This is a genomic window from Gluconacetobacter entanii (assembly GCF_013155425.1).
GTDB classification, from domain to species: domain Bacteria; phylum Pseudomonadota; class Alphaproteobacteria; order Acetobacterales; family Acetobacteraceae; genus Novacetimonas; species Novacetimonas entanii.
Map to the genome: position 1 here is coordinate 176,888 of NZ_JABJWD010000011.1, position 20,621 is coordinate 197,508.

A 20,621-nucleotide genomic window follows, 5' to 3' on the forward strand; every position below is an offset into this window, starting at 1 on the left:
CGGCACCATATGCGCTTGCCATAAGGAAGTTTTTGGTGAAGCTTTTTTCAAAAAGCTTCGAAGAGCGCCGCCTTTTTGAAAAAAGCCGTCACCCGAAAACTTTTATTCACATCCCATTGTAAGGCGTGCCTGCGCGTTGTCCACGTCAAACCGCTTCGCGCATGGGCAGGCGGGCGGCCATGTCGGCGTATGCGGCCGTGAATGCCTCCACCTCTGCATCCGTCACGGACCATGGCAGGGAGACGCGGATCGCGCATCCCGCCTGCCCTTCCATTCCCATCGCGACCAGCACATGCGAACGCGCGACCTTCCCCGACGAACAGGCCGACCCGGCGGAGACGCAGAACCCCGCCATGTCGAGTGCGATCAACTGCGTCTGCGCCCGCCGGTGCGGCAGGACCAGGCAGGTGGTGTTCGCAAGCCGTGGCGCATCCGCCGAGCAGACCACCGCGCCACAGTCGCGCGCCGCGCGGTCGATGCCATCGCGCAGTCGTGCAAGGCGCGCCCGGTGCGCGGGATCGGCAAGGTCACGTGTCGCCGCCGACAGGGCGGCCGCCATGCCCGCGATGGCCGGAAGTGCGGGCGTGCCGCCACGCCGTCCCTGTTCCTGCCCCCCACCGGCCAGCATGGGCGGCAGGGCAACAAACCGCTCCCCCGCCAGCAGGAGCGCGCCCGCCCCCTTGGGGCCGCCGAATTTGTGGCCCGACACCGCCATGCTGTCCGCGCCCAGTGCGCGCAGGTCCACCTCCATGCGTCCCGCCGCCTGCACCGCATCGACATGCAGGCGCGCGCCATGTTCGCGGCACAGGCGCGCGACCTCGGCGACCGGCTGGATCACCCCGGTCTCGTTATTGGCCAGCATCATGCAGACCAGCGCCTCCCCCGGTTGCGCCAGCAGGGCCGCCAGCGCGTCGAGGCGGACCACACCCTGCGCATCGACGGGAATGGCCTGTCCGCCGCGCGCCTGCGCCGCCATGCGCACGGCGTCATGTTCGCCCGCGCCATACAGGATGCGCCGCCCCTGCCCCAGCGCGTCGATGGCCAGGACGTTGGCCTCCGTCCCGCCGGATGTCATGACACAGTTTTCCGCCGTGACACCGAACGTCGCGGCAATCTCCTCCCGCGCGGCCTCCATGATGGCGCGCGCCGCACGGCCCGCCCGGTGGACGGATGACGGGTTGCCGCGCACTGCTGCCGCCGCCGCCATGGCCGCCGCCGCCTCCGGGCGGAGCGGCTCCGACGCGTTGGCGTCCAGATAGAAAAAATCCCCCGCGCCGCCGTTCATTTCAATCCCTGATCCATCTGTGAGCGCCAATACCACGGCGTTACTTTGCCCCCATGTTTACGATTTATGTGGCAATTTGTGAATTGGCCTCGCTATAAGCTGCGCATCCAACTGCATGGCGACACCCGGCGGGAGCGTATCGCGGCAGACGCAGCCCCCGCCCCGTGACGCACCAACAAATGGCGGAGCGCAGAGCATGAGGCAGCATCAGGACAGGCCGGCACACACGACGCCCCACACCGCCATGCCTGCCACAGACGCAACGCTTACCCGACAAACTAACATTTTTAATCCCTAGGCCACGTCAGCATTATCAGGCCCAATCGGTATATGTCCGGTCCGCACACATTCAATCACGGCAACCGGGGCCGTGGGTTGCAGACATATGTTCTGGGTTTACTGGCGCCCCTCCAATGGCTGACATCCGGCCGTGACGGCGCCGCCGGGGATGGCCTTGGCCATTGCCGGGTTACTTGAATCAGTCGCCTGTCCGGTGCGGGGCATCGCCACCGGACAGACCAAAATGCCAACCGCCCCGCCGCCATGCCATCAGGCAGCCGGGCAACCATATGCGGGATATATATGCCTGAGGTCATGTTCGCCGGCCCTGATGGCCGTCTGGAAGGACGCTACCACCACTCGAGCGAGCCGAACGCGCCGCTTGCACTGGTCCTTCATCCGCACCCGCTGCATGGCGGCACCATGAACAACCGCATCACCTATGCGATGTATCGCGAATTCGAAAAGATGGGCTTTTCGGTCATGCGCTACAACTCGCGCGGGGTCGGGCGTTCGCAGGGACGTTATGACGGCGGCATCGGCGAAATTTCCGACGCGGCGGCCGCGCTGGACTGGATGCAGATGGTCAACCCGAACGCGCGGGGCCTGTGGATCGCGGGCTATTCCTTTGGCGCGTTCGTGGGCATGCAACTGCTGATGCGCCGGCCGGAAATCACCGGCTGGATCAGTGTCGCCCCCCCGGCCAACCATTACGATTTCGGCTTCCTCGCGCCGTGTCCGTGTGGCGGCCTGATGATCGCGGGCGACGCCGACGAACTGGTGCCCGAACCCGCCGTGCACAAGCTGGTGGACAAGCTCAACACCCAGAAGGGCGTCGAGGTGGATTACCGCGTCTTCAAGGGGGCGGACCATATCTTCGCCTCCCACGCGGATGAAGTCGCCGCGGCGCTGGAAGACCATGTCAGCACCGTAATGAACCGCCGCGCGCTGGCGCTGGCCGCGGACTGACCTGCCGCCCTGCTGACAGGGGGCTGGTGCATAGGGGACTGGCGCGGAAGAAACCGGCGCGAAGGCGATGCTGCGCGACATGATGCCGGACATCCGGCCCACGCCCGTCGCGCGTGCCGTGTCATCGCATGGACGCTCGGCCTGCCATCGCGCCATGTCTCCTCCTGTGCCTGCCCTGTCCCGACATCGCCAACGCGGCAGCGGGCGGATGGTTTCTTCGCATGGCGCGATCATGCTAGACCCTGTCGCATTCCGCCCGCGTGCGGAGCCGTGACAACCCGCAGACACAGTAGAGACCATGCCCAAAAGCGAATTCCTCCGCGAGGCCGAGGCACGTGGCTTCATCTTCCAGTGCACCGACATGGAGGCGCTTGACGCCGCCATGCAGGCGGGGCCGGTCTCGGGCTATATCGGCTTTGATCCCACGGCGGACAGCCTGCATGTCGGCAGCCTGATCCAGATCATGATGCTGCGCCTGATGCAGAAACACGGCCATCGCCCGGTGGCCCTGATGGGTGGCGGCACGGCGAAGATCGGCGATCCCTCCTTCCGCGAGGAAGCGCGCAAGCTGATGACGGCGGAGACGATCGCGCAGAACCTGCGCGGGATCGAGGGATGCCTGCGGCAGTTCCTGTCCTTTGATGACAAGGCGGAAAACAGGTCCGGCGCGATGCTGGCGAACAACGCCGACTGGCTCGACCGGCTGTCCTATATCGACCTGCTGCGTGATGTGGGGATCCATTTCTCGGTCAACCGGATGCTGTCGTTCGATTCGGTGCGCAGCCGGCTTGAGCGTGAGCAGGGACTGACCTTCCTGGAGTTCAACTACTCCATCCTGCAATCCTATGATTTCCGCGAACTCAACGCCCGCCATGGCGTAACCCTGCAGATGGGCGGGTCGGACCAGTGGGGGAACATCGTCTCGGGCATCGACCTTGTGCGGCGCATGAACCAGCAGCAGGTGTTCGGCCTGACCACGCCGCTGCTGACCACCAGTTCGGGGGCCAAGATGGGCAAGTCCGCGCGCGGCGCGGTCTGGCTGTCGGCGGCGCGGCTTCCGGTCTTTGAATACTGGCAGTTCTGGCGAAATACCGAGGATGCCGATGTCGGGCGTTTCCTGCGCCTGTTCACCGACCTGCCGATCGAGGAATGTGACCGCCTTGCCGCCCTGCCCGGCGCGGGCATCAACGAAGCGAAAAAGGTCCTCGCGACCGAGGCGACGGCCCTGTGCCACGGCCGCGCCGCCGCCGAGCAGGCCGCCGAGGCCGCCCGCCGCACGTTTGAGGAAGGTGCGCTGAGCGCGGATGCCCTGCCCTCCATCAGCATTGCGGCCGCCACCCTGCATGAAGGGATCCCGGCATTCCGCCTGTTCGCCGACAGCGGCCTTGTCGCCAGCAACGGGGAGGCGCGACGCCTGATCCGCGGTGGTGGCGCGCGCCTCAATGACGAGGTGGTCACGGACGAGGGGCGGATGATTGGCGAAGGCGACCTGCGTGACGGGGTCATCAAGCTGTCGTCGGGCAAGAAGAAGCACATCCTGGTGCGCCCGGCCTGAGGCCACGGCCAGACCATGACGGCGCGCGCCCCTTCCCGTCGCAGGACGCCTGCCGCACCGCCAGGGCAGGCGGACCTGTTCGCGCCGCCGCCATCAGCGCAGGAACCTCCGCCCGCCCCAGCCGCAGTACCGCTTCCCGCCACGCTGCCCGCCGTTGCGGATGATCTGTGGGAACGACTGTCGCGTTCGCGCTTTCGCGCACGCTTCCACCTTGATGCAAAAGACCGGGCCTACCTGCACCGGCAGGGGCTGCAAAGCGTGTCCGGACATGCGGCGGAGTTCATTGCGACACGCCTTGCCCCCGCCCACCCGCACAAGGACGGGCGGCAGACCCCATGGCGCGGGCATCCGGTTTTCGTCGCACAGCACGCAACGGGCACCTGCTGTCGCGGCTGTATCGAAAAATGGCACGGGTTTGCGAAGGGGCAGGAACTGCAACAGCCACAGCGCGACTATATCCTCGCGGTGATCCGGGGATGGCTGCTGCGTGAAGACCCGGATTGTAGCGAATAAAAATTTTTGGGTGCCGCCTTTTTTTAAAAAGGCGGCGTCTCTGAAGCTTTTTGGAAAAAGCTTCATCAAAAACTTTTATTACTTATCAATATACTACCTTGCCGACTTTTCCATGGCGGGATGTACGCTGGCCCAGACCCCGTCCCCTTCCACCCATGTGTCATAGGGGCGCGGCATCGGGTTCGCCGCCTCGATCCGGCCACCGGGCGCATCCACGTCGCCCCGTACGCCAAAGGTCCACATATGCAGCGGGCAGACAAGTCGGTCATACTGGACATAGCCGGTGGACAGGCGCGCATTGCCATGCGGGCAGCGGTCGTCGAACACGCACACCCGCCCGTCCTGCGTGGCCCAGACGACCAGGGCGCGGCCCTGCGTGACGACACGCTGCGGGCGTTCGCGCACGGCGGCGACATCACACAGCCTGACGGCATTTTCACGACCGCCCGGTATTCTCGCCATTTCCATCACCTTCGCTTTTCCCCAACAGGTTACGGTATGATTTTACGCAACCGTGGACTATCGTCTATCGTATCGTGACAGACACCTTGTGACAGGGCGGGCGCCTCTGGTCCGTCCCGCCATCCCTACCGCCTTCAACAGGATGAATGCACGCATGGCCCCAGCTTCCAACCACGCAGAACTCCTTGACCGACTGGGCGAGGTTGCGGTCCGGGTCGGGCTGAACATCGCCCATGGCCAGCAGTTGCTGATTACCGCGCCACTCGACGCGGTGCCGCTGGTACGACGCATTACCGAACATGCCTATCGCGCCGGGGCGTCACTGGTCAGCACGTTCTACAGCGACGATGAAACCACGCTGGCACGTTTCCTCCACGCACCGGACGACACGTTCGACACGGCGGCAAAGTGGCTGCAGGACGGCATGGCCGACGCCTATCGCGCCGGTGCGGCGCGCATGGCGATCACGGGGGGCAACCCCACGCTGCTGTCGGGGGAAAACCACGACCGCGTCGCCCGCGCGTCCCGTGCGGCATCGCTTGCCGGGCGGCCGGCGATGGAACTGATCACCAATTTCGCCATCAACTGGAGCATCGTCGCCTGCGCCACCCCGGCATGGGCGCAGCAGGTCTTCCCCGACCTTGAACCCGACCAGGCGCTGGCCCGCCTGTGGGACGCCATCTTCACCGCATCGCGGGTGACAAACGCCGACCCGGTGGCCGAATGGACGCGGCATAACGAAATCCTGCACCGGCGCTCCGCATGGCTGAACGAACGCCGGTTCGCGGCCCTGCATTTCCGGGGGCCGGATACGGACCTGACGGTGGGGCTGGCCGATGGCCACGCCTGGGCCGGCGGGTCGGAACCTGCGCGCAACGGCATTACCTGCAACCCCAACATCCCGACCGAGGAAGTCTTCACCACGCCGCACGCCCGCCGCGTCGATGGCACGGTGCGCGCGACCAAGCCGCTGTTCCATCAGGGGACGCTGATTGACGACATCGCCGTGCGCTTCGAAGGCGGACGCATTGTCGAGGCCAGCGCCCGCGTGGGGCAGGAGGTGCTGACGCGCATCCTCGACACCGACGAAGGCGCGCGCCGCCTGGGCGAGGTCGCGCTGGTGCCTGCGTCATCGCCGATTTCAAGCAGCGGCATCCTGTTCCGCAACACGCTGTTTGACGAAAACGCCGCCAGCCATATCGCGCTGGGGCAGTCCTATACCAAATGCATGCTCGACAGCGACAGCCTGACCGAGGCGCAACTGACCGAGCGTGGCGCGAATACCAGCTTCATCCACATCGACTGGATGATCGGGTCAAACCTGATCGACGTGGACGCCATCACCCATGACGGCACACGCGAATCCTTGATGAAACAGGGCGAATGGACCAGCCAGCCATGACTTTTCGCACATATCTCCTTGCCGCCGCCCTGTCGGTGGCGCTGCCGGTACTGCCCGCGATGGCGCAGCAGGCCCCCGCGGGACAGCAGCAGCAGCCCACGGACGAACAGAAGGCGATGATGATGCATGACATCACCGCCGCCGCGCAGTACCGCCTGCCCAACAACTTCTTTACGGTCATGATCCCGACCATCCGCGAGATCAAGGCCCGCAACGTCACCCCGCCCGAAAGCGGCAACCTGTCGCTGTCGCAGACGATCGAACGCACGGCGCAGATGGACCGCCTGATGCCGATCCTGCGTGAACATGGGCTGAGCGCGTCGGATTTCGTCATGGGCATCACGACGTTCGGCATGACGACCGCCCTGATGCACCAGCAGGCGCCCAAAGGCGCGCCGGCGCTTAACCCTGCGAACATCAAGCTGATCAATGCCCATCCGCAGGAAACCGAAACCCTGATTCAGGAAATGGGCGGCCAGCTTTCACAACCCTGACGTCGCCGCGCGCCCTGCACCAGCAGGGCGCAGGTCCGCGCCAGAACCGCATCCTGTGAAAACATCGCCAGCGCGCGCGCCCGTCCTGCCGCCCCCATCGCGTGCCGCAGGTCCGCCGAACGCACCAGTCGCCCCAGCGCCGCCGCCAGCGCGGTGGCGTTGCCGGCCGGCACAAGGTATCCGGTCTGTCCCGTGACAACCTGCTCCCGGATGCCGCGGATGTCGCTGCCGACCACCGGCAGGCCACACAGCATCGCCTCGATCACGGTCATGGGCAGCCCCTCGAAATGGCTGGGCAGGACAAAGATGTCGGCGGCCGCCATCAGGTCCGCCACATCGGCGCGATAGCCAAGGCAGCGCAGCCGTGGGCCAAGTTCCGCCTGCGCCTGCGTCATCAGCACCGCCATGTCCGGCCCGTGGTCGGTCGGCAGGCGTTCCCCCGCGACCCACAGCACGGCATCGGGAACATCACGCATCGCCGCCAGCAGTTCGGGATATCCCTTGTGCCGCACCAGTCGCGACACGGCGAAGATGACGACATCCCCCTGCCCCACGCCAAGTTCCGCGCGCACCCTGTCCCGCGTCGCCGGGTCCGGGCGGAACAGCGTCCCGTCGCGTCCGTTGCCGATGGCCGTGGCGCGGCGATGGATACCCAGTCGCCGCGCATCACGCGCTTCCTCGTGCGAGACGGTCAGGTAGGTATCGGTCACGCGCCCCGCCAGCCATTCCAGCACCAGCGCCAGCATGCGCCGCCACACGGGGCCGGGCTGGTTGAACAGGAACCCGTGGCAGGTATAGGCCACGCACGGCACGCCACACAGCCACGCCGCAAGGCGGGCCAGAAGGCCGCTGATGGGCATGTGGGCATGGACGATATCGGGACGTTCGCGCCGGATCAGGCGCACCAGCGCCCACAGCGCGCGCGCCTGCGCCACGGGGGAGAAGGAGCGCGCCATCGCCACCGCCTCCACCCGGAAGCCATCGGCACGCACCGGCGCAAGCAGGGGGCCTGCGGCACAGGCCCCGACGACATCGTGGCCATCGGCGCGCAGCCGGCGCATCAGGGGATGGAGGAAGTGATACAGTGCAAAATCAACATTTGTGATTTCGAGTATCTTCATTCCCCGCTGCCGTCCCTTTCGCGTTCCAGACCCCAGCGGATCACACGGCGCCTGCGCCCGGGCGCCACGTCTTCCGTTGGGCCGGGGGGAATCCCTTCGCCCGATCCGGCGGGGGCCTGGGGAATTTCCTCGCCCACGGCGGCAGGCTGGGCTGCATTGGGGAGCACACGCACGACAATCTGCGTCGAGGGCACGGGACGCATCCCCCCGGAATAGACGCTCTCCTCCACCGCGACCTCGCCCCCCGTGGCGCGGAAGGTCCATGTCTGTTCCCCGGCCTCCAGCACGATGGTGCCCTCCTGCGTGCCCGGCTGTACACAGACCGACGGATGCAGGTGCAGGCGCAGGACAAAGGCCAGTTCGCGCTCGCCCTCTATCGTTTCCTCGCCACGCAGGCGGTGGCCATTGTTGCCCAGATACAGACGCCGCGTATAGGTCGCGCCCGCCGTGGGGTAATACCCATCGTGCGACAGGCTCAGCCAGTGCGCGCCCTCCCGCGTGGCGTGGTCCACCTCCACATGGGCGGGACGGCGGGCGACCGTACCGTCCTCGTGGAAGTCGGAGGAGGACAGCCCTTCCACCTCCACCGTGGAATGGGCCGCCGTCTGGCGCAGCGCCTTTTTCCATTCCGGCAGGAAGCCCGCGCCACAATTGACGATCAGGCGCTGGCGCATGCACGAAAATTCCAGCGACAGAGTGCCCGCATGGGCGTTGTGGTCATACCCCGCCGGCGCGGGCGCGCCCGCATCCACCAGCAGCAGTGAACGCCCCGACTGCGCGCGCACGAAACCGCCATCGGGCATCGTGCTGGCCACGACCCGCGTGCGCGTGGCCTGCGACAGCACCATCTCCACCAGGGTGGAGCTGCGTTCATGGCTGCCATTGAACAAAGCGAGGCAGCCGTCCCCATGGCGCATCGCGCGCAGCACGGGGCTCATCTTGTCGAGCGCAAGCGCCACCGAATGCGGCAGCGCGTGCTGTGCGGCCTGCATCATCGCGCGCATTTCCGCCAGTTCACGCAGGGCGCGCAACTGCACCTCCGGACTGCGCTGGATGTGCCAGCCATCGGGCAGGATCTGGCGCTCCACCTCCGCATCGATATAGCGGCGGTAACGGCTGAGGAAGCCGGCATATTCCGGCATGGCCACCGCCACGGCAAGCAGGCCCTTCAGCGCCGTAAGCGACTGCCAGTCATGGCATTCGGGCGGCAGGAGGGCCGCGATCGTCCGTCCCTCCACCAGCAGGCGCGCCATCAGGCGCTGGCGGAACATGTCACTGGCCGAGGCGGCGAAGAAATCGTAATGCCCAAGCCATGCCGCCACGCGCGCCCCCGCCACGGTGCAGTCGCGCACCATCGGGTGGTTCGGCGGGTTGAGCAGCCAGTCATCCACCAGCGCCCGCGCCCGCAGGCGCGCGGCGTCCGTGCCCATTGCGCGCAGGTCCCGCAGCCAGCGGAAACTGTGCAGTCCCTCGCGGAAGGCGGGTTCGAAATCGGGATTGTCCCACATTCCCGGTCCGATGGGATGGGTATATCCCTCCTGCGTCATCATGCCCTTGATGAGCATCGCCCCCGTCGCGGCGTCGCCGGGCCACAGGTCACGGATATTGTGCACGGGGGCCACGGGCACCCGCCCCTTGCCCACCAGAAGCGGCAGGCGGGCCATGGACAGGCGCGCGCCCTGTGCCAGCCGTTTTACGACCATGTCCGTCCCGTCCCCCGACCGGTGCGCCGGACGATGATGAAAGTCCCCCTCACGCCGGGCGGGGTGCCCCGCCTGTGCGCAGGGCGTCGATGGCATGTGCGTAGTCGGCCTGCCCATAGACCGAGGTCCCGGCGATCAGCACATCCGCGCCCGCCTGTGTCGCAAGGGCGGCGGTTTCGGGATTGATCCCGCCATCAACGCCAATGCGGATGTCACGGCCCGTTGCGTCGGCCATTTTCCGCAGGGTGCGGATCTTGGGCAACTGGCTGGACAGGAACTTCTGCCCGCCGAAACCGGGATTGACCGTCATGACAAGGATCACGTCCACAAGGTCGAGCACCTCGCCCAGGGCCTCCGGCGGCGTGGCGGGGCAGATCGCGACACCCGCCTTCACCCCATGGTCGCGCACATGCTGCAAGGAGCGGTGGGTATGCGGCCCGGCTTCCACATGGATGTGGATATGGTCCGCGCCCGCCTTGGCAAAGGCCTCGATATACGAATCGACGGGGGCGACCATCAGGTGCACGTCGAACGGAAGCTTCGAGCGCGGGCGCAGCGCCTTGACCAGTTGCGGCCCCATCGACAGGTTCGGGACGAAATGGCCATCCATTACATCAAGATGGAGCCAGTCGGCCCCTGCCTTCTCGACAGCGGCGACCTCGTCCGCCATGCGGGAAAAATCAGCCGAAAGCACGCTCGGCGCGATAAGGGGAGAAGATAGGGCTGCCATACGCCTTTAGTATCAGGAATATCGCAGGCAGGCCATAGTTTTACGACATCACCCCGGCACTCAGGCCCTGCGGAAGCGCGCGGCGAAGAATCCGTCCATGCCACCCTGCTCCGCCCACAGGCCCGGATGGGTGCGCAGCCAGCCCTCCGGCGTGCGGGCCTGCGGCAGGAAGGACAGTTCCTCCGGCGTGAAGGGATCGGCGATCAGGCCCATCTCCTCAGCAGCACGGGCGCAGGCGGGGCCTTCCTCCGGCTGGAGCGAGCAGACCGCGTAGACCAGACGCCCGCCCGGGCGCAGCATGTCGCGCGCCGCCTTGAGCAGCGCCTGCTGCCCCGCCGCAAGCGCCGCCAGATCGCGCGGACGCTTGATCCACAGGGCATCCGGGTGGCGCCTTACCGTGCCCGTGGCCGAACATGGCGCATCGAGCAGCACGGCATCAAGCGGCGCCTCGGGCCGCCACTGCGTCGCGTCCGCCTGCACCACGCGCACCGTCTCCGACAGTTTCAGGCGCGCAAGGTTGGCCTGCAGCCGTTCCACCCGGCGGGCGTCGCGTTCGACCGCCGTGACCTGCGCCCCGGCAAAGGCAAGCTGCGCGGTCTTGCCGCCGGGTGCGGCGCACAGGTCGGCCACGCGCTCGCCCGCCTTCACATCCAGCAGGCGCGCGGGCAGGGTCGCCGCCGCGTCCTGCACCCAGAACGCGCCTTCGGCAAAACCGGGCAGTTCGGTCACGCGCGTGCCGGCGGGGAAACGCACGGTGCCGTTGGGCAGCACCTCGCCCCCCGGCGGGGGCAGGCAGCCCGGACGCATCGACAGGTCAAGTGGCGGTTCCATCCCCAGTGCCGCGGCGATGGGACGGGCCATGCGCCCCCACGACGTCCACAGCCAGGGCGGCACGTCGAGGCGTTCCTGGTCCAGCCCGTCAAGGCAGGCATCCCCCTTCTGCGCGATGCGGCGCAGGACGGCATTCACCAGCCCCGCAAACGGGGCGAGGCCGCGCCTGCGCGCCAGTGCGACCGACGTCGCCACCGCCGCATGCACCGGCGTGCCAAGGAACAGGAGTTGCGCCACGCCAATCAGCAGCACGGCGCGCACGGGTTCGGGCGGTTCCTTTTTCAGGAAGGGCGAGAGCACCTCCGTCGCGGTGCCCATGTGCCGCAGGACCGAGGCGCCGAGGCGATGGGCGGCAGCCCGGTCGCGCGGTTCCGCATCCCGCGCGGCGGCCGAGTTTTCCATGGAGGTTTCAAGCATGCGCCGGTGCTCGATCACGCCGGTGACGATGTCGAAGGCGATATCGCGCGTCGGGTCGGCTGCCGCCTGCGCGCCACGGCCTGCGGCGCGGCGTCCGGACGAACGGGGTGCGGACGTCTGTTTCATTGTCTATCCTGCTTCGGAACTCATCAAACCATCGAAAAACTGCATGCCGCCTGCGCTGCGGCACCCGCGTGCCCCGCACATGACACGCCCGCGCCCGCGCCGCCACCCCCGGCGCATGGATTTTTACCATCCCGCCGCCCAATGACAGCAGCCCCCCGCCATGATATCGCAGTCAGGATACCGCAACACGGACCTGCGACCGCCGCCACGCGCGACCTTGGGACGGCCACGGACCACGGCAGTCGGATTTCCGAAAAAGGGGACAGCAGCGTGCACGACACATCCATGCCAGCGACCACGCCGCAGGACACGGCCACGGGCCACGACATCGCCACGGCGCTTGCGGCGGTGCGGGCGCGTATCGCGGCGGCGGCACACAGGGCGGGGCGCGATCCCGCGGACATCACGCTGGTCGCAGTGTCGAAGTTCCACCCCCGCGAAAGCGTGGTCGCGGCGCTGCAGGCGGGGCAGATGACGTTCGGCGAAAACCGCGTGCAGGAGGCGGCGGCCAAATTCCCGCCCCTGCGCGCGCAGTGGCCGGACCTGCGGCTGAACATCATCGGCGGCCTGCAGACCAACAAGGCGCTGGAGGCCGTGCGCATCGCCGACATGATCGAAAGCCTCGACCGGCCCGCCCTGTGCGACGCCATCGCGCGCGCGGCCGACCGGGCGGGGCGGATGCCGCAACTGCTGGTGCAGGTCAATACGGGGGACGAGACGCAGAAATCCGGCGTCGCGGTGGAGGATGCGGATGCGTTCATCACCGCCGCCATGGCGCGCTTTGGCGATGCCGTGGCCGGCCTGATGTGCATCCCCCCCGTCGATCAGGATCCCATGCCGCATTTCCGCACGCTGGCGGCCATGGCGCGACGGCACGGGCTGGGCGTGGTTTCCATGGGAATGTCGGCGGATTTCGAGCAGGCCATCGCCGCCGGTGCAACGCATGTGCGCGTCGGCAGCGCCATTTTCGGCCCCCGCCCGGCCCACCCGTCCTGAAGTCCGGCATGGCACCTGTACGGAGACGGGCCTTGATGCCCCACCCGCTTGTGGGTATGCGAAAGTACCGGGCATGATACAGCCTGTATTTCTTGACATTCACTGCCGCGGAGCCGTCACGACATGACGCAAGCCACGGGGCCTGACGCCCCCGGACCCTCGACGACGCCATCCGCCCCCGCTCCGGATGGCAGGGCCGCCGCCCCGACGGGGCCGTCGAAGGTTACCGAATACGGCGCGGACCAGCACGAACATGCCGCCAACCCCGTAGGCTTCGCCGCCCTGCTTGGCGTGCTGGGCGTGGTGTTCGGCGATATCGGCACCAGCCCGATCTACGCCCTGCGTTCGACCATCATGGTCGTCTCGCAGCATCACAGGATCGAGCCGTGGGAAATCCTCGGCGTGCTCAGCCTCATCATCTGGTCGCTGCTGCTGATCGTGACGGTGAAATACGTCATCCTGATCATGCGCGCCGACCATAATGGCGAAGGCGGCATCATCTCGCTGATGTCGATGGCCCAGCGCGTCGCCACCACCAACCGCCTGCGCGTGGCGCTGGGCATGGTGGGGATCGGTGGCGCGTGCCTGTTCTTCGGCGATGGCATGATCACGCCCGCGATTTCCGTCCTGTCGGCGGTGGAGGGGCTGGAGGTCAGCTTCCCCGCCGCGCGCGAACTGGTCATTCCCATCGCGCTGGTGGTGCTGGTGGGGCTGTTTTCGGTGCAGTCCTATGGCACGGGCAAGGTGGGGACCATCTTCGGCCCGATCATGCTGGTCTGGTTCAGCCTGCTGGGCATCCTCGGCCTGACGCAGATCGTGCAGCATCCGGCCATCCTGCTTGCCGTGTCGCCCACCTATGCGGTGCAGTTCATCATCTATCACGGCTGGCTGTCGTTCATCGCCCTTGGCTCCGTCGTGCTGTCGGTCACGGGGGCGGAGGCGCTGTATGCCGACATGGGCCATTTCGGCCGCCAGCCCATCCGCTATGCGTGGCTGTTCTGCGTGCTGCCGTGCCTTGCGCTCAACTATCTCGGGCAGGGGGCGCTGATCATCGCGCACCCGGCCACGCTGGCGAACCCGTTCTTCCTGCTTGGCCCGCACTGGCTGCAGGTGCCGATGATCATCCTGTCCACCTGCGCGACCGTGATCGCCAGCCAGGCGGGGATTTCGGGCGGGTTTTCGCTGTGCCGGCAGATCATCCAGCTTGGCTACCTGCCGCGCATGCGCATCACCCACACCAATGCGGAGGAAGAGGGCCAGATCTACCTGCCGGAATTCAACCGCTTCCTGATGACCGGCGCGCTCCTTCTGGTGCTCAGCTTCCGCAGTTCCGACGCCCTGGCCTCCGCCTATGGCATCGCGGTGACGGGCACGTTCATGTGCACCTGCGTGCTGGCGATGGTGGTGTTCCGCCGCCTGTACCACTGGTCGCGCCTGGCCGCGATCACGACGTTCGGCGGCTTCTTCATCATCGACACCACCTTCTTCGCCTCCAACGCGATGAAGATCCCGCAGGGCGGCTGGGTGCCGGTGCTGCTGGGCATCGTGCTGACGCTGATGATGACGACGTGGAAGAAGGGCCGCCTGCTGATCATGAACCGGCAGAAGCAGGACAGCATGCCGATGAACTCGTTCCTTGCGCGCCTGCCGCAATCGCGCATCATCCGCGTGCCGGGAACGGCGGTGTACATGACCGCGACGCCGGATTTCGTGCCCGCGTGCCTGCTGCACAACCTCAAGCACAACAAGGTGCTGCATGACCATGTCCTGTTCGTCACGGTCCAGACCCTTGACCAGCCGGAGGCCGATCGCGGCCACCGTGTCGCGTTGCAGGAACTGGCCCCGGACATGTACCGCATCATCCTGCGTTACGGCTTCATGGAAACGCCCAACCTGCCCCGCGCGCTGGAGGACCTGAAGGCCAGCGGGCTGGAATTCGACGCGCTGCAGGCGTCGTACTTCACCAGCCGCGAACTGCTGGTCCGTTCCTCCGTGCCGAAGATGTCGCGCTGGCGGATGTCGCTGTTCCTGCTGATGGCGCGCAACGCGACACCGGCGACCGAATTCTTCCGCATCCCGCCCGACCGCGTGGTTGAACTTGGCGTCCGCCTTGCCATCTGACGCGCCTTTCCCCCGCCCCGCGCCGGATGCGGGGGAGACGCTGGCGCTGTACGTGCACTGGCCGTTCTGTCTGTCGAAGTGCCCGTACTGCGATTTCAACAGCCATGTGCGCGACGTCATCCCGCAGGCGCGCTTTGGCAATGCCCTGCGCCGCGAACTGGCGCACGAGGCCGCGCGCATCGGGGCCACGCCGGACCGCCGCCCGGTGCTGGGCTCCATCTTCCTTGGCGGGGGCACGCCCTCGCTGATGGACCCTGCAACCGTCGCCGGCCTGCTGGAGGATGCGGGCCGCCTGTTCCGCCTGTCCCCGGAGATCGAGATCACGCTGGAGGCCAACCCCACCAGTGTGGAGACCGGACGCCTGCGCGCCTTTCGCGACAGCGGGGTGAACCGGATTTCGGTGGGATTGCAGAGCCTCGATCCCGAAGCCCTGCGCTTTCTGGGGCGCGAACACAGCGTGCCACAGGCGATCGCAGCACTGGAGCAGGCGCGTGCGCTGTTCGGGCGCATCTCGTTCGACCTGATCTATGCCCGGCCGGGGCAGTCGCTGGCGTCGTGGCGGACAGAACTCGACCAGGCGCTCGGTCTCGTCTCCGACCATCTCTCGCTCTACCAGTTGACGATCGAGCCGGGCACGCGCTTCGAAAGCCTCTACCGGCAGAACCGCTTCCGCCTGCCTGACGACGAACTTGCCGCCCGCCTGTATGAGGAAACGGCCAGCGTGGCGGCGCGGCACGGACTGCTGGGGTATGAGGTCTCGAACTATGCCCGACCGGGGGCGGAAAGCCGCCATAACCTGACCTACTGGCGCTATGGCGACTATCTGGGCATCGGGCCGGGGGCGCATGGGCGCATGACGTTCGACGGCGTCACCCATGCCACGCGCCGCCACCGCGCGCCCGAACCCTGGGCCGAACGGGTGGAGCAGGCAGGCACCGGCACGACACATGAGGAGGCACTTTCCCCGCGTGAGAAAGCGCGCGAGATGCTGCTGATGGGATTGCGCCTTGATGAAGGGATCGCGGCCGACCGTTTCGCACGACGCACGGGCATGGACCTGATCGAGGCGACGGAGCCTGACATCCTGCTCGCCGCGCTGGAGGAAGGCTACCTGCAATGGGGTGAAGGCGGGGCACGGCTGCGCGCCACGGCGGAAGGGCGGCTGCGGCTGGAAAGCCTGCTGGCCGCGCTGGTGGTCTAGGCAGGGGGCGATGCAACGGCTCAGGGCGCTGCCCTGAAACCCGCCAAAGGGCATTGCCCTTTGGAAACCATGACGTATCAACACAGTGAGCGCGGATGGTATGGCACCGGGCCACAAACTGGCTAGACTGCGCCCCCGAGGTCAGGGAAGGAACCAAGCTGTGTCCCGTGCATCCATGTCGCGCCCATCATTTCCCGCCATGCTGAAGGCCCTGGCGCTTGTGGCGGGAACGGCCCTTTGCGCCGCCCTGCCGGTGCTGGCCCATGCAGCAATACCCGGGCCCGAACTGGTGATCGAGGATAACGATTTCCTCGGCCCCGGCGGGTCGGACCAGCAATCGATCATCCCGCTTTTGTTCAATCCGCATGTGCGCGTGCTCGGCTTTAGCGTCGTCAGTGGCGATGACTGGGAAAACGCCGAATCCGCCCACCTGCGCCGGTTCCTGGAGATCATCGGCCGCACCGACATCCCGGTGGCCGATGGCGCGGTCTATCCTCTGGTCAACACGGTCGCGGCACTGCGCGAACATGAACACCAGTTCGGCACGATGCCGTGGAAGGGCGCGTGGGGCGGCCTGGGCAGTATCGAGCACATCCCCGACGAACAGCCCGCCGTGCCCCCGCTGAAGGAGGGCATGCCCCACATGCGGCCCATCGCGCAGAACGCGGCGCAGTTCCTGATCGAACAGGTCCATGCCCACCCGCACCAGGTCACCATTGTCGCGGCGGGGCCGCTGACGAACCTTGCGCTGGCCATCCGGCTGGACCCGACCTTCGCCGCGACGGCGAAGCAGTTGATCTTCATGGGCGGCATGCTCGACACCAGCATGATGTCGGTGACGGGCAATGCGGACTTCGCCTCCGACTTCAACATGATCTTCGACCCGGAGGCCGCCCACATCGCCCTGACCGCGCCATGGGCGTCGGTCACGGTGGTCGGCAGCGTGTCGAACGACCTGATGATGACGCGCGACTACCTTGCGCAGATCACGCGCAAGGTGACGCCGATGACGCAGTATCTGGGAAAATATTACGAACCGCTGCCGATGTGGGACGAACTGACGACCGCCATCGCTGCCGACCCGTCGCTGGTGACGTCATCGGTTGACGCCTTCATGGATATCGACCTGACGCACGGGCCGAATTACGGCCATGCCTATGTCTGGCCCGAACAGCTTGCCCCAAAAAAGCAGGGGGTGCGCCGCGTCCATGTCGTGCGCAGCGTCGATGCCGCGCGTTTCCGCGCCACCTTCGCGCAGGAGGCGCAGACCGACCTGCCCGCTGCCGCCCCGGCACGTCACTGAACGGCGGGGAGCGCGCGATGCTGCATATGGTCAAGCTGGCGGTGGGGGTGAACAGCCTGCCCGAACTCGCCCTGCGCCAGCAGGTGGAACCGCCGGTGCCACGCGACGGGCTGGACGGGACGACGCCCGCGGGGCAGCCATGGCTGCGCACGCGCATGTTTCCCCGCCGCGCGGCGGAAATCCTGGAGGGCGGGTCGCTGTACCGCGTCATCGCGGGGATGATCATGTGCCGCCAGCGCATCACCGGCATCCGCCCCGACACCCGCGATGACGGCGTGGCCTGCGCGCTGATCACGCTCGATCCCCTCATCGTGCCGGTCGTCCCGCGCAGCATGCGCCCCTTTCAGGGGTGGCGCTACCTGCGTGCGGCCGACGCGCCGGCCGACCTTGGCCATTTCGACCCCAATGGAGATACCCTGCCCGATGACATGCGTCGCGAACTGGCTGCGTTGTGCCTGATCTGAAATCCGCCTCCCTCCGCCTTCCCGCACTGTCCCCTTCCCTGCGCGCGGCCACCCTGCTGGGGTGTGCGGCGCTGGTCCTGGCGGGCTGTGCCTCCACCCCGCAGACCGGCACGTCACGCTACTCGCGCTATTACCCCGCCAGCGGGGCCTACCGCGCGCCCGGCCCGGCCGATGACCCGTGGAAACCCTATATCGAGGAGGCCTCGAACCGCTTTTCCGTGCCGCAGCCATGGATCCGCGCCGTCATCCAGAAGGAATCGGGCGGGCACGAATACATGGACGGCCATCCCATCACCTCCGCCAGTGGCGCGATGGGCCTGATGCAGTTGATGCCCCAGACCTATGGTGACATGCAGAAGCGCAACCATCTCGGTTCGGACCCGTACGAGCCACGCAACAACATCCTGGCGGGCACGGCCTATATCCGCACGCTGTATGGCCTGTATGGCGCGCCGGGATTCCTTGCGGCGTACAATGCGGGGATCGAACGGCTGAACGACTACCTTGAGGATGGCCGCCCGCTGCCCAGCCAGACCGTGCGCTACCTGAAGATCATCACGCCCAACCTCGGCAATGCCGTGGCGCTGAGCGGCCCTCTTGCGATCTATGCCGGGCCGGGACAGCCTGTGACCCGCACCCCCGTGGCGCTGGGCGGGCGCAACCAGCATGCCGTGCTGCAATATGCGACCCTCAATCCGCCCGCCCCCACGACACACGCCTCCGCACCGTCCACTGGCTGCGCACAGGACCCGAATGCGGCCTATGACCCTTCGGCACGCTGCACGGGCATGACGGTGACGGCGACATCGGGCGCGGGCGTCAATTATGGCGCATGGAGCGTGCAGGTCGGCGCCTTCTCCACCGAGGGGCAGGCCCGTTTCGCCACCACCATGGCGCGACAGGGCGACTTCACCCTCCTGCAGGGGGCGCGCAGCATGGTGATCCCCATCACCAGCGCACGCGGCACGCAGGTCTATCGCGCGCGACTGGCGGGCCTGTCGCAGACGGCGGCGGAACGGGCATGCGCCAGCCTGAAAGGCCAGGGACTGCTGTGCCTCGTCATTCGCCCGGGGATGTAGGCGCGGGCAGGTTTTCCAGCGTGGCGGCCACGTGCAGCGCGGGCAGGTGCACGCTGGCCTGATGCACCAGCATGACCGAAGATCCCCCCACCGCGAACGTATAGGTCCCCGCCGGCACCATCCATGCCCCCGCACCCGCATCCCACTGTCCCAGCAGGTGCGGGTCCACGGGAATGGTGACATGGGTGACATGCCCGGGCGTCAGCGCGACGCTGCGCCATCCCACCAGGCGCTTGACGCCGCCGGCCTCCGCCGGGGGGGTCAGGTAAAGCTGCGCCACCGCGCGGACGGGATGGTCGGCCGTATCGGTCAGGGTGAAGGTCACGTTCAGGTGCGTCGCATCCTCGCGGCTGACGTGCACATCGCCATAGGACACGCCGCCTGCAACCGACAGGCCATAGCCGAAGGGGAACAGCGGCGCCACATGGGCGCGTTCGAACGCATGGTAATCGGCATACGCCATGCCGGGGGGATAGAGGCCGCCGGTAAACGTCATGGGCAGGTGGCCGGTGAAATCACGCGTTCCCGTCAGCATCGCCGCCAGCGGGGCGGCATATTCATCATGCCATGACCAGGCCTGTATCACGCTGTCCACCACGTCGAGCCACGGCATCGCGCGATCGGGGCTGTCGGACATCATGATGGTGACGACATGCCCGCCAAGGTCGGCCAGCGCCGTGATGAACGCATTGTCCGCGTCACGGTCCGTCAGCATCACGGCACGCGCCACCTGCGCGGCCTGTGGCGGTGGCGTCCCGTCGGGCCGGACGATGGCCGTGCTGACCCTGATCCCGTCATGCTCCAGCGCCGCCGCAAGTGCCGCAAGCGGCCGCTGCAACGCCTGCGTCGCCAGCAGCAGCACCGGACCGCTGCGGTCATCAAGCGGCAGGACCTGGTTTTCATTCTGCAAAAGGACCATGCCCTCCGCCCCGATATCGGCCATCAGTCCCGCCACCGACAGGGTATCGGACGCTGGCGGGGGCTTCGTGTCACGGTTGAAGGACGGGGGATGGTCAAGGATGCCGGTACCATACAGCGACGTCAGGACATGCTGCGCCATCTGGTCGATCCGGGCGGCCGGCACCGCCCCCGTCGCCACCGCGCGACGCAGGGGCGTGGCATAGATCCCGTCCTCCAGCCCGAGTGACTGTTCCAGGTCCACGCCATCGGCCACGGCGGCGGGCGCATTGGCATCCGTCCCCGACAGCGCGCCGGGCATCGCCATCAGCATCCCGCCAAAGCGCCAGTGGTCGCGCACGATGGTGGACAGTCCCGACAGCGCGCCACACGCATGCATGCCCCCGCATGCGATCGCCCCCCCATGCGCGGTAGCCAGCGCGATGGACAGGCCCATCAGGCTGCCGTCCATATACCGCCCCGCCGGGACGGGCAGCGTGGCGGGCAGGGCGACCACCCCGTCACCGCGTCCCTGCTCCTCCGCGCGGAGGGAGGCGAAGACCGGCACCACATGCCCCCCCATCAGGCCCGAGGCGACCATCCCCGCCATCGTCCCCGCCAGCATCGGGTCCTCCCCCGCGAGCAGCCGGCCCGATGGCAGCAGGTCCACGCC

General features: G+C 67.2%; 18 protein-coding genes. 11 read left to right on the forward strand and 7 right to left on the reverse strand.

Features of this window, described 5'->3' with window-relative positions; all coding sequences use genetic code 11:
• Positions 1-145: 145 nt before the first annotated feature.
• On the reverse strand, positions 146-1,285 hold the full coding sequence (locus HNH97_RS03675) for a cysteine desulfurase family protein (protein WP_171789890.1): 1,140 nt from the start codon (positions 1,283-1,285) through the stop codon (positions 146-148).
• 582 nt (positions 1,286-1,867) lie between these two features.
• Between HNH97_RS03675 and HNH97_RS03680 the strand changes: the two genes are divergently transcribed.
• From HNH97_RS03680 to HNH97_RS03690, 3 genes are all read left to right on the forward strand, one after another.
• The gene (locus tag HNH97_RS03680) at positions 1,868-2,533 is read left to right on the forward strand and encodes an alpha/beta hydrolase (protein WP_110912272.1); all 666 of its coding nucleotides are present in this window, start codon (positions 1,868-1,870) and stop codon (positions 2,531-2,533) included.
• Positions 2,534-2,831: 298 nt separating this feature from the next.
• Positions 2,832-4,088, forward strand: a complete 1,257-nt coding sequence (gene tyrS, locus HNH97_RS03685) for a tyrosine--tRNA ligase (protein WP_110912271.1) — start codon at positions 2,832-2,834, stop codon at positions 4,086-4,088.
• Positions 4,089-4,103: 15 nt separating this feature from the next.
• Complete coding sequence (locus HNH97_RS03690; protein ID WP_171789891.1) at positions 4,104-4,601, forward strand: DUF4186 domain-containing protein; 498 nt, start codon at positions 4,104-4,106, stop codon at positions 4,599-4,601.
• A 93-nt stretch (positions 4,602-4,694) separates the two neighbouring features.
• Here the strand turns inward: HNH97_RS03690 and HNH97_RS03695 are convergent, their stop codons facing one another.
• Entirely contained in the window at positions 4,695-5,063 is a 369-nt protein-coding gene (locus HNH97_RS03695) for a Rieske (2Fe-2S) protein (RefSeq protein WP_244949272.1), read from the reverse strand.
• Between the two features lie 154 nt (positions 5,064-5,217).
• On the opposite strand from HNH97_RS03695, the gene HNH97_RS03700 reads away from it, so the two are divergent.
• Together HNH97_RS03700 and HNH97_RS03705 are read left to right on the forward strand one after the other, a co-directional pair.
• The gene (locus tag HNH97_RS03700; RefSeq protein ID WP_171789892.1) at positions 5,218-6,465 is read left to right on the forward strand and encodes an aminopeptidase; all 1,248 of its coding nucleotides are present in this window, start codon (positions 5,218-5,220) and stop codon (positions 6,463-6,465) included.
• Positions 6,462-6,959, forward strand: coding sequence for a hypothetical protein (locus tag HNH97_RS03705; RefSeq protein WP_171789893.1), 498 nt, complete (start codon positions 6,462-6,464; stop codon positions 6,957-6,959). Before HNH97_RS03700 ends, HNH97_RS03705 begins: the two co-directional genes overlap by 4 nt.
• Here HNH97_RS03705 and HNH97_RS03710 read toward each other — a convergent pair.
• Genes HNH97_RS03710 through HNH97_RS03725 form a run of 4 tightly spaced genes read right to left on the reverse strand, consistent with a single transcriptional unit; the run spans position 6,926 to position 11,887 of the window.
• Positions 6,926-8,080 (reverse strand): glycosyltransferase family 4 protein, encoded by a 1,155-nt coding sequence (locus tag HNH97_RS03710; protein ID WP_171789894.1) that lies wholly within the window; start codon positions 8,078-8,080, stop codon positions 6,926-6,928. The two genes, HNH97_RS03705 and HNH97_RS03710, sit on opposite strands and share 34 nt — an antisense overlap.
• Complete coding sequence (locus HNH97_RS03715) at positions 8,077-9,783, reverse strand: heparinase II/III family protein (RefSeq protein ID WP_171789919.1); 1,707 nt, start codon at positions 9,781-9,783, stop codon at positions 8,077-8,079. Before HNH97_RS03715 ends, HNH97_RS03710 begins: the two co-directional genes overlap by 4 nt.
• Positions 9,784-9,832: 49 nt before the next feature.
• On the reverse strand, positions 9,833-10,513 hold the full coding sequence (gene rpe, locus HNH97_RS03720; protein WP_171789895.1) for a ribulose-phosphate 3-epimerase: 681 nt from the start codon (positions 10,511-10,513) through the stop codon (positions 9,833-9,835).
• 60 nt (positions 10,514-10,573) lie between these two features.
• Positions 10,574-11,887, reverse strand: coding sequence for an RsmB/NOP family class I SAM-dependent RNA methyltransferase (locus tag HNH97_RS03725; RefSeq protein WP_171789896.1), 1,314 nt, complete (start codon positions 11,885-11,887; stop codon positions 10,574-10,576).
• A 285-nt stretch (positions 11,888-12,172) separates the two neighbouring features.
• On the opposite strand from HNH97_RS03725, the gene HNH97_RS03730 reads away from it, so the two are divergent.
• From HNH97_RS03730 to HNH97_RS03755, 6 genes are all read left to right on the forward strand, one after another.
• Positions 12,173-12,883, forward strand: coding sequence for a YggS family pyridoxal phosphate-dependent enzyme (locus tag HNH97_RS03730; protein ID WP_171789920.1), 711 nt, complete (start codon positions 12,173-12,175; stop codon positions 12,881-12,883).
• A 123-nt stretch (positions 12,884-13,006) separates the two neighbouring features.
• Positions 13,007-15,004 (forward strand): potassium transporter Kup, encoded by a 1,998-nt coding sequence (locus HNH97_RS03735; RefSeq protein ID WP_171789897.1) that lies wholly within the window; start codon positions 13,007-13,009, stop codon positions 15,002-15,004.
• The gene (gene hemW, locus HNH97_RS03740) at positions 14,994-16,205 is read left to right on the forward strand and encodes a radical SAM family heme chaperone HemW (protein WP_244949274.1); all 1,212 of its coding nucleotides are present in this window, start codon (positions 14,994-14,996) and stop codon (positions 16,203-16,205) included. The genes HNH97_RS03735 and hemW overlap by 11 nt, the downstream gene beginning before the upstream one ends.
• Before the next feature lie 175 nt (positions 16,206-16,380).
• Positions 16,381-17,508, forward strand: a complete 1,128-nt coding sequence (locus HNH97_RS03745) for a nucleoside hydrolase (protein WP_171789921.1) — start codon at positions 16,381-16,383, stop codon at positions 17,506-17,508.
• Positions 17,509-17,525: 17 nt separating this feature from the next.
• Positions 17,526-17,972: a DUF1489 family protein gene (locus tag HNH97_RS03750; protein ID WP_171789899.1), complete on the forward strand. Its 447-nt coding sequence runs from the start codon at positions 17,526-17,528 to the stop codon at positions 17,970-17,972.
• A complete protein-coding gene (locus HNH97_RS03755) occupies positions 17,969-19,051 on the forward strand; it encodes a transglycosylase SLT domain-containing protein (RefSeq protein ID WP_407716801.1) in 1,083 nt (360 codons plus the stop codon). Before HNH97_RS03750 ends, HNH97_RS03755 begins: the two co-directional genes overlap by 4 nt.
• Here HNH97_RS03755 and HNH97_RS03760 read toward each other — a convergent pair.
• A partial coding sequence (locus HNH97_RS03760; RefSeq protein ID WP_171789901.1) for a glycoside hydrolase family 3 C-terminal domain-containing protein occupies positions 19,032-20,621 on the reverse strand: 1,590 nt, incomplete at its 5' end. The genes HNH97_RS03755 and HNH97_RS03760 overlap by 20 nt on opposite strands.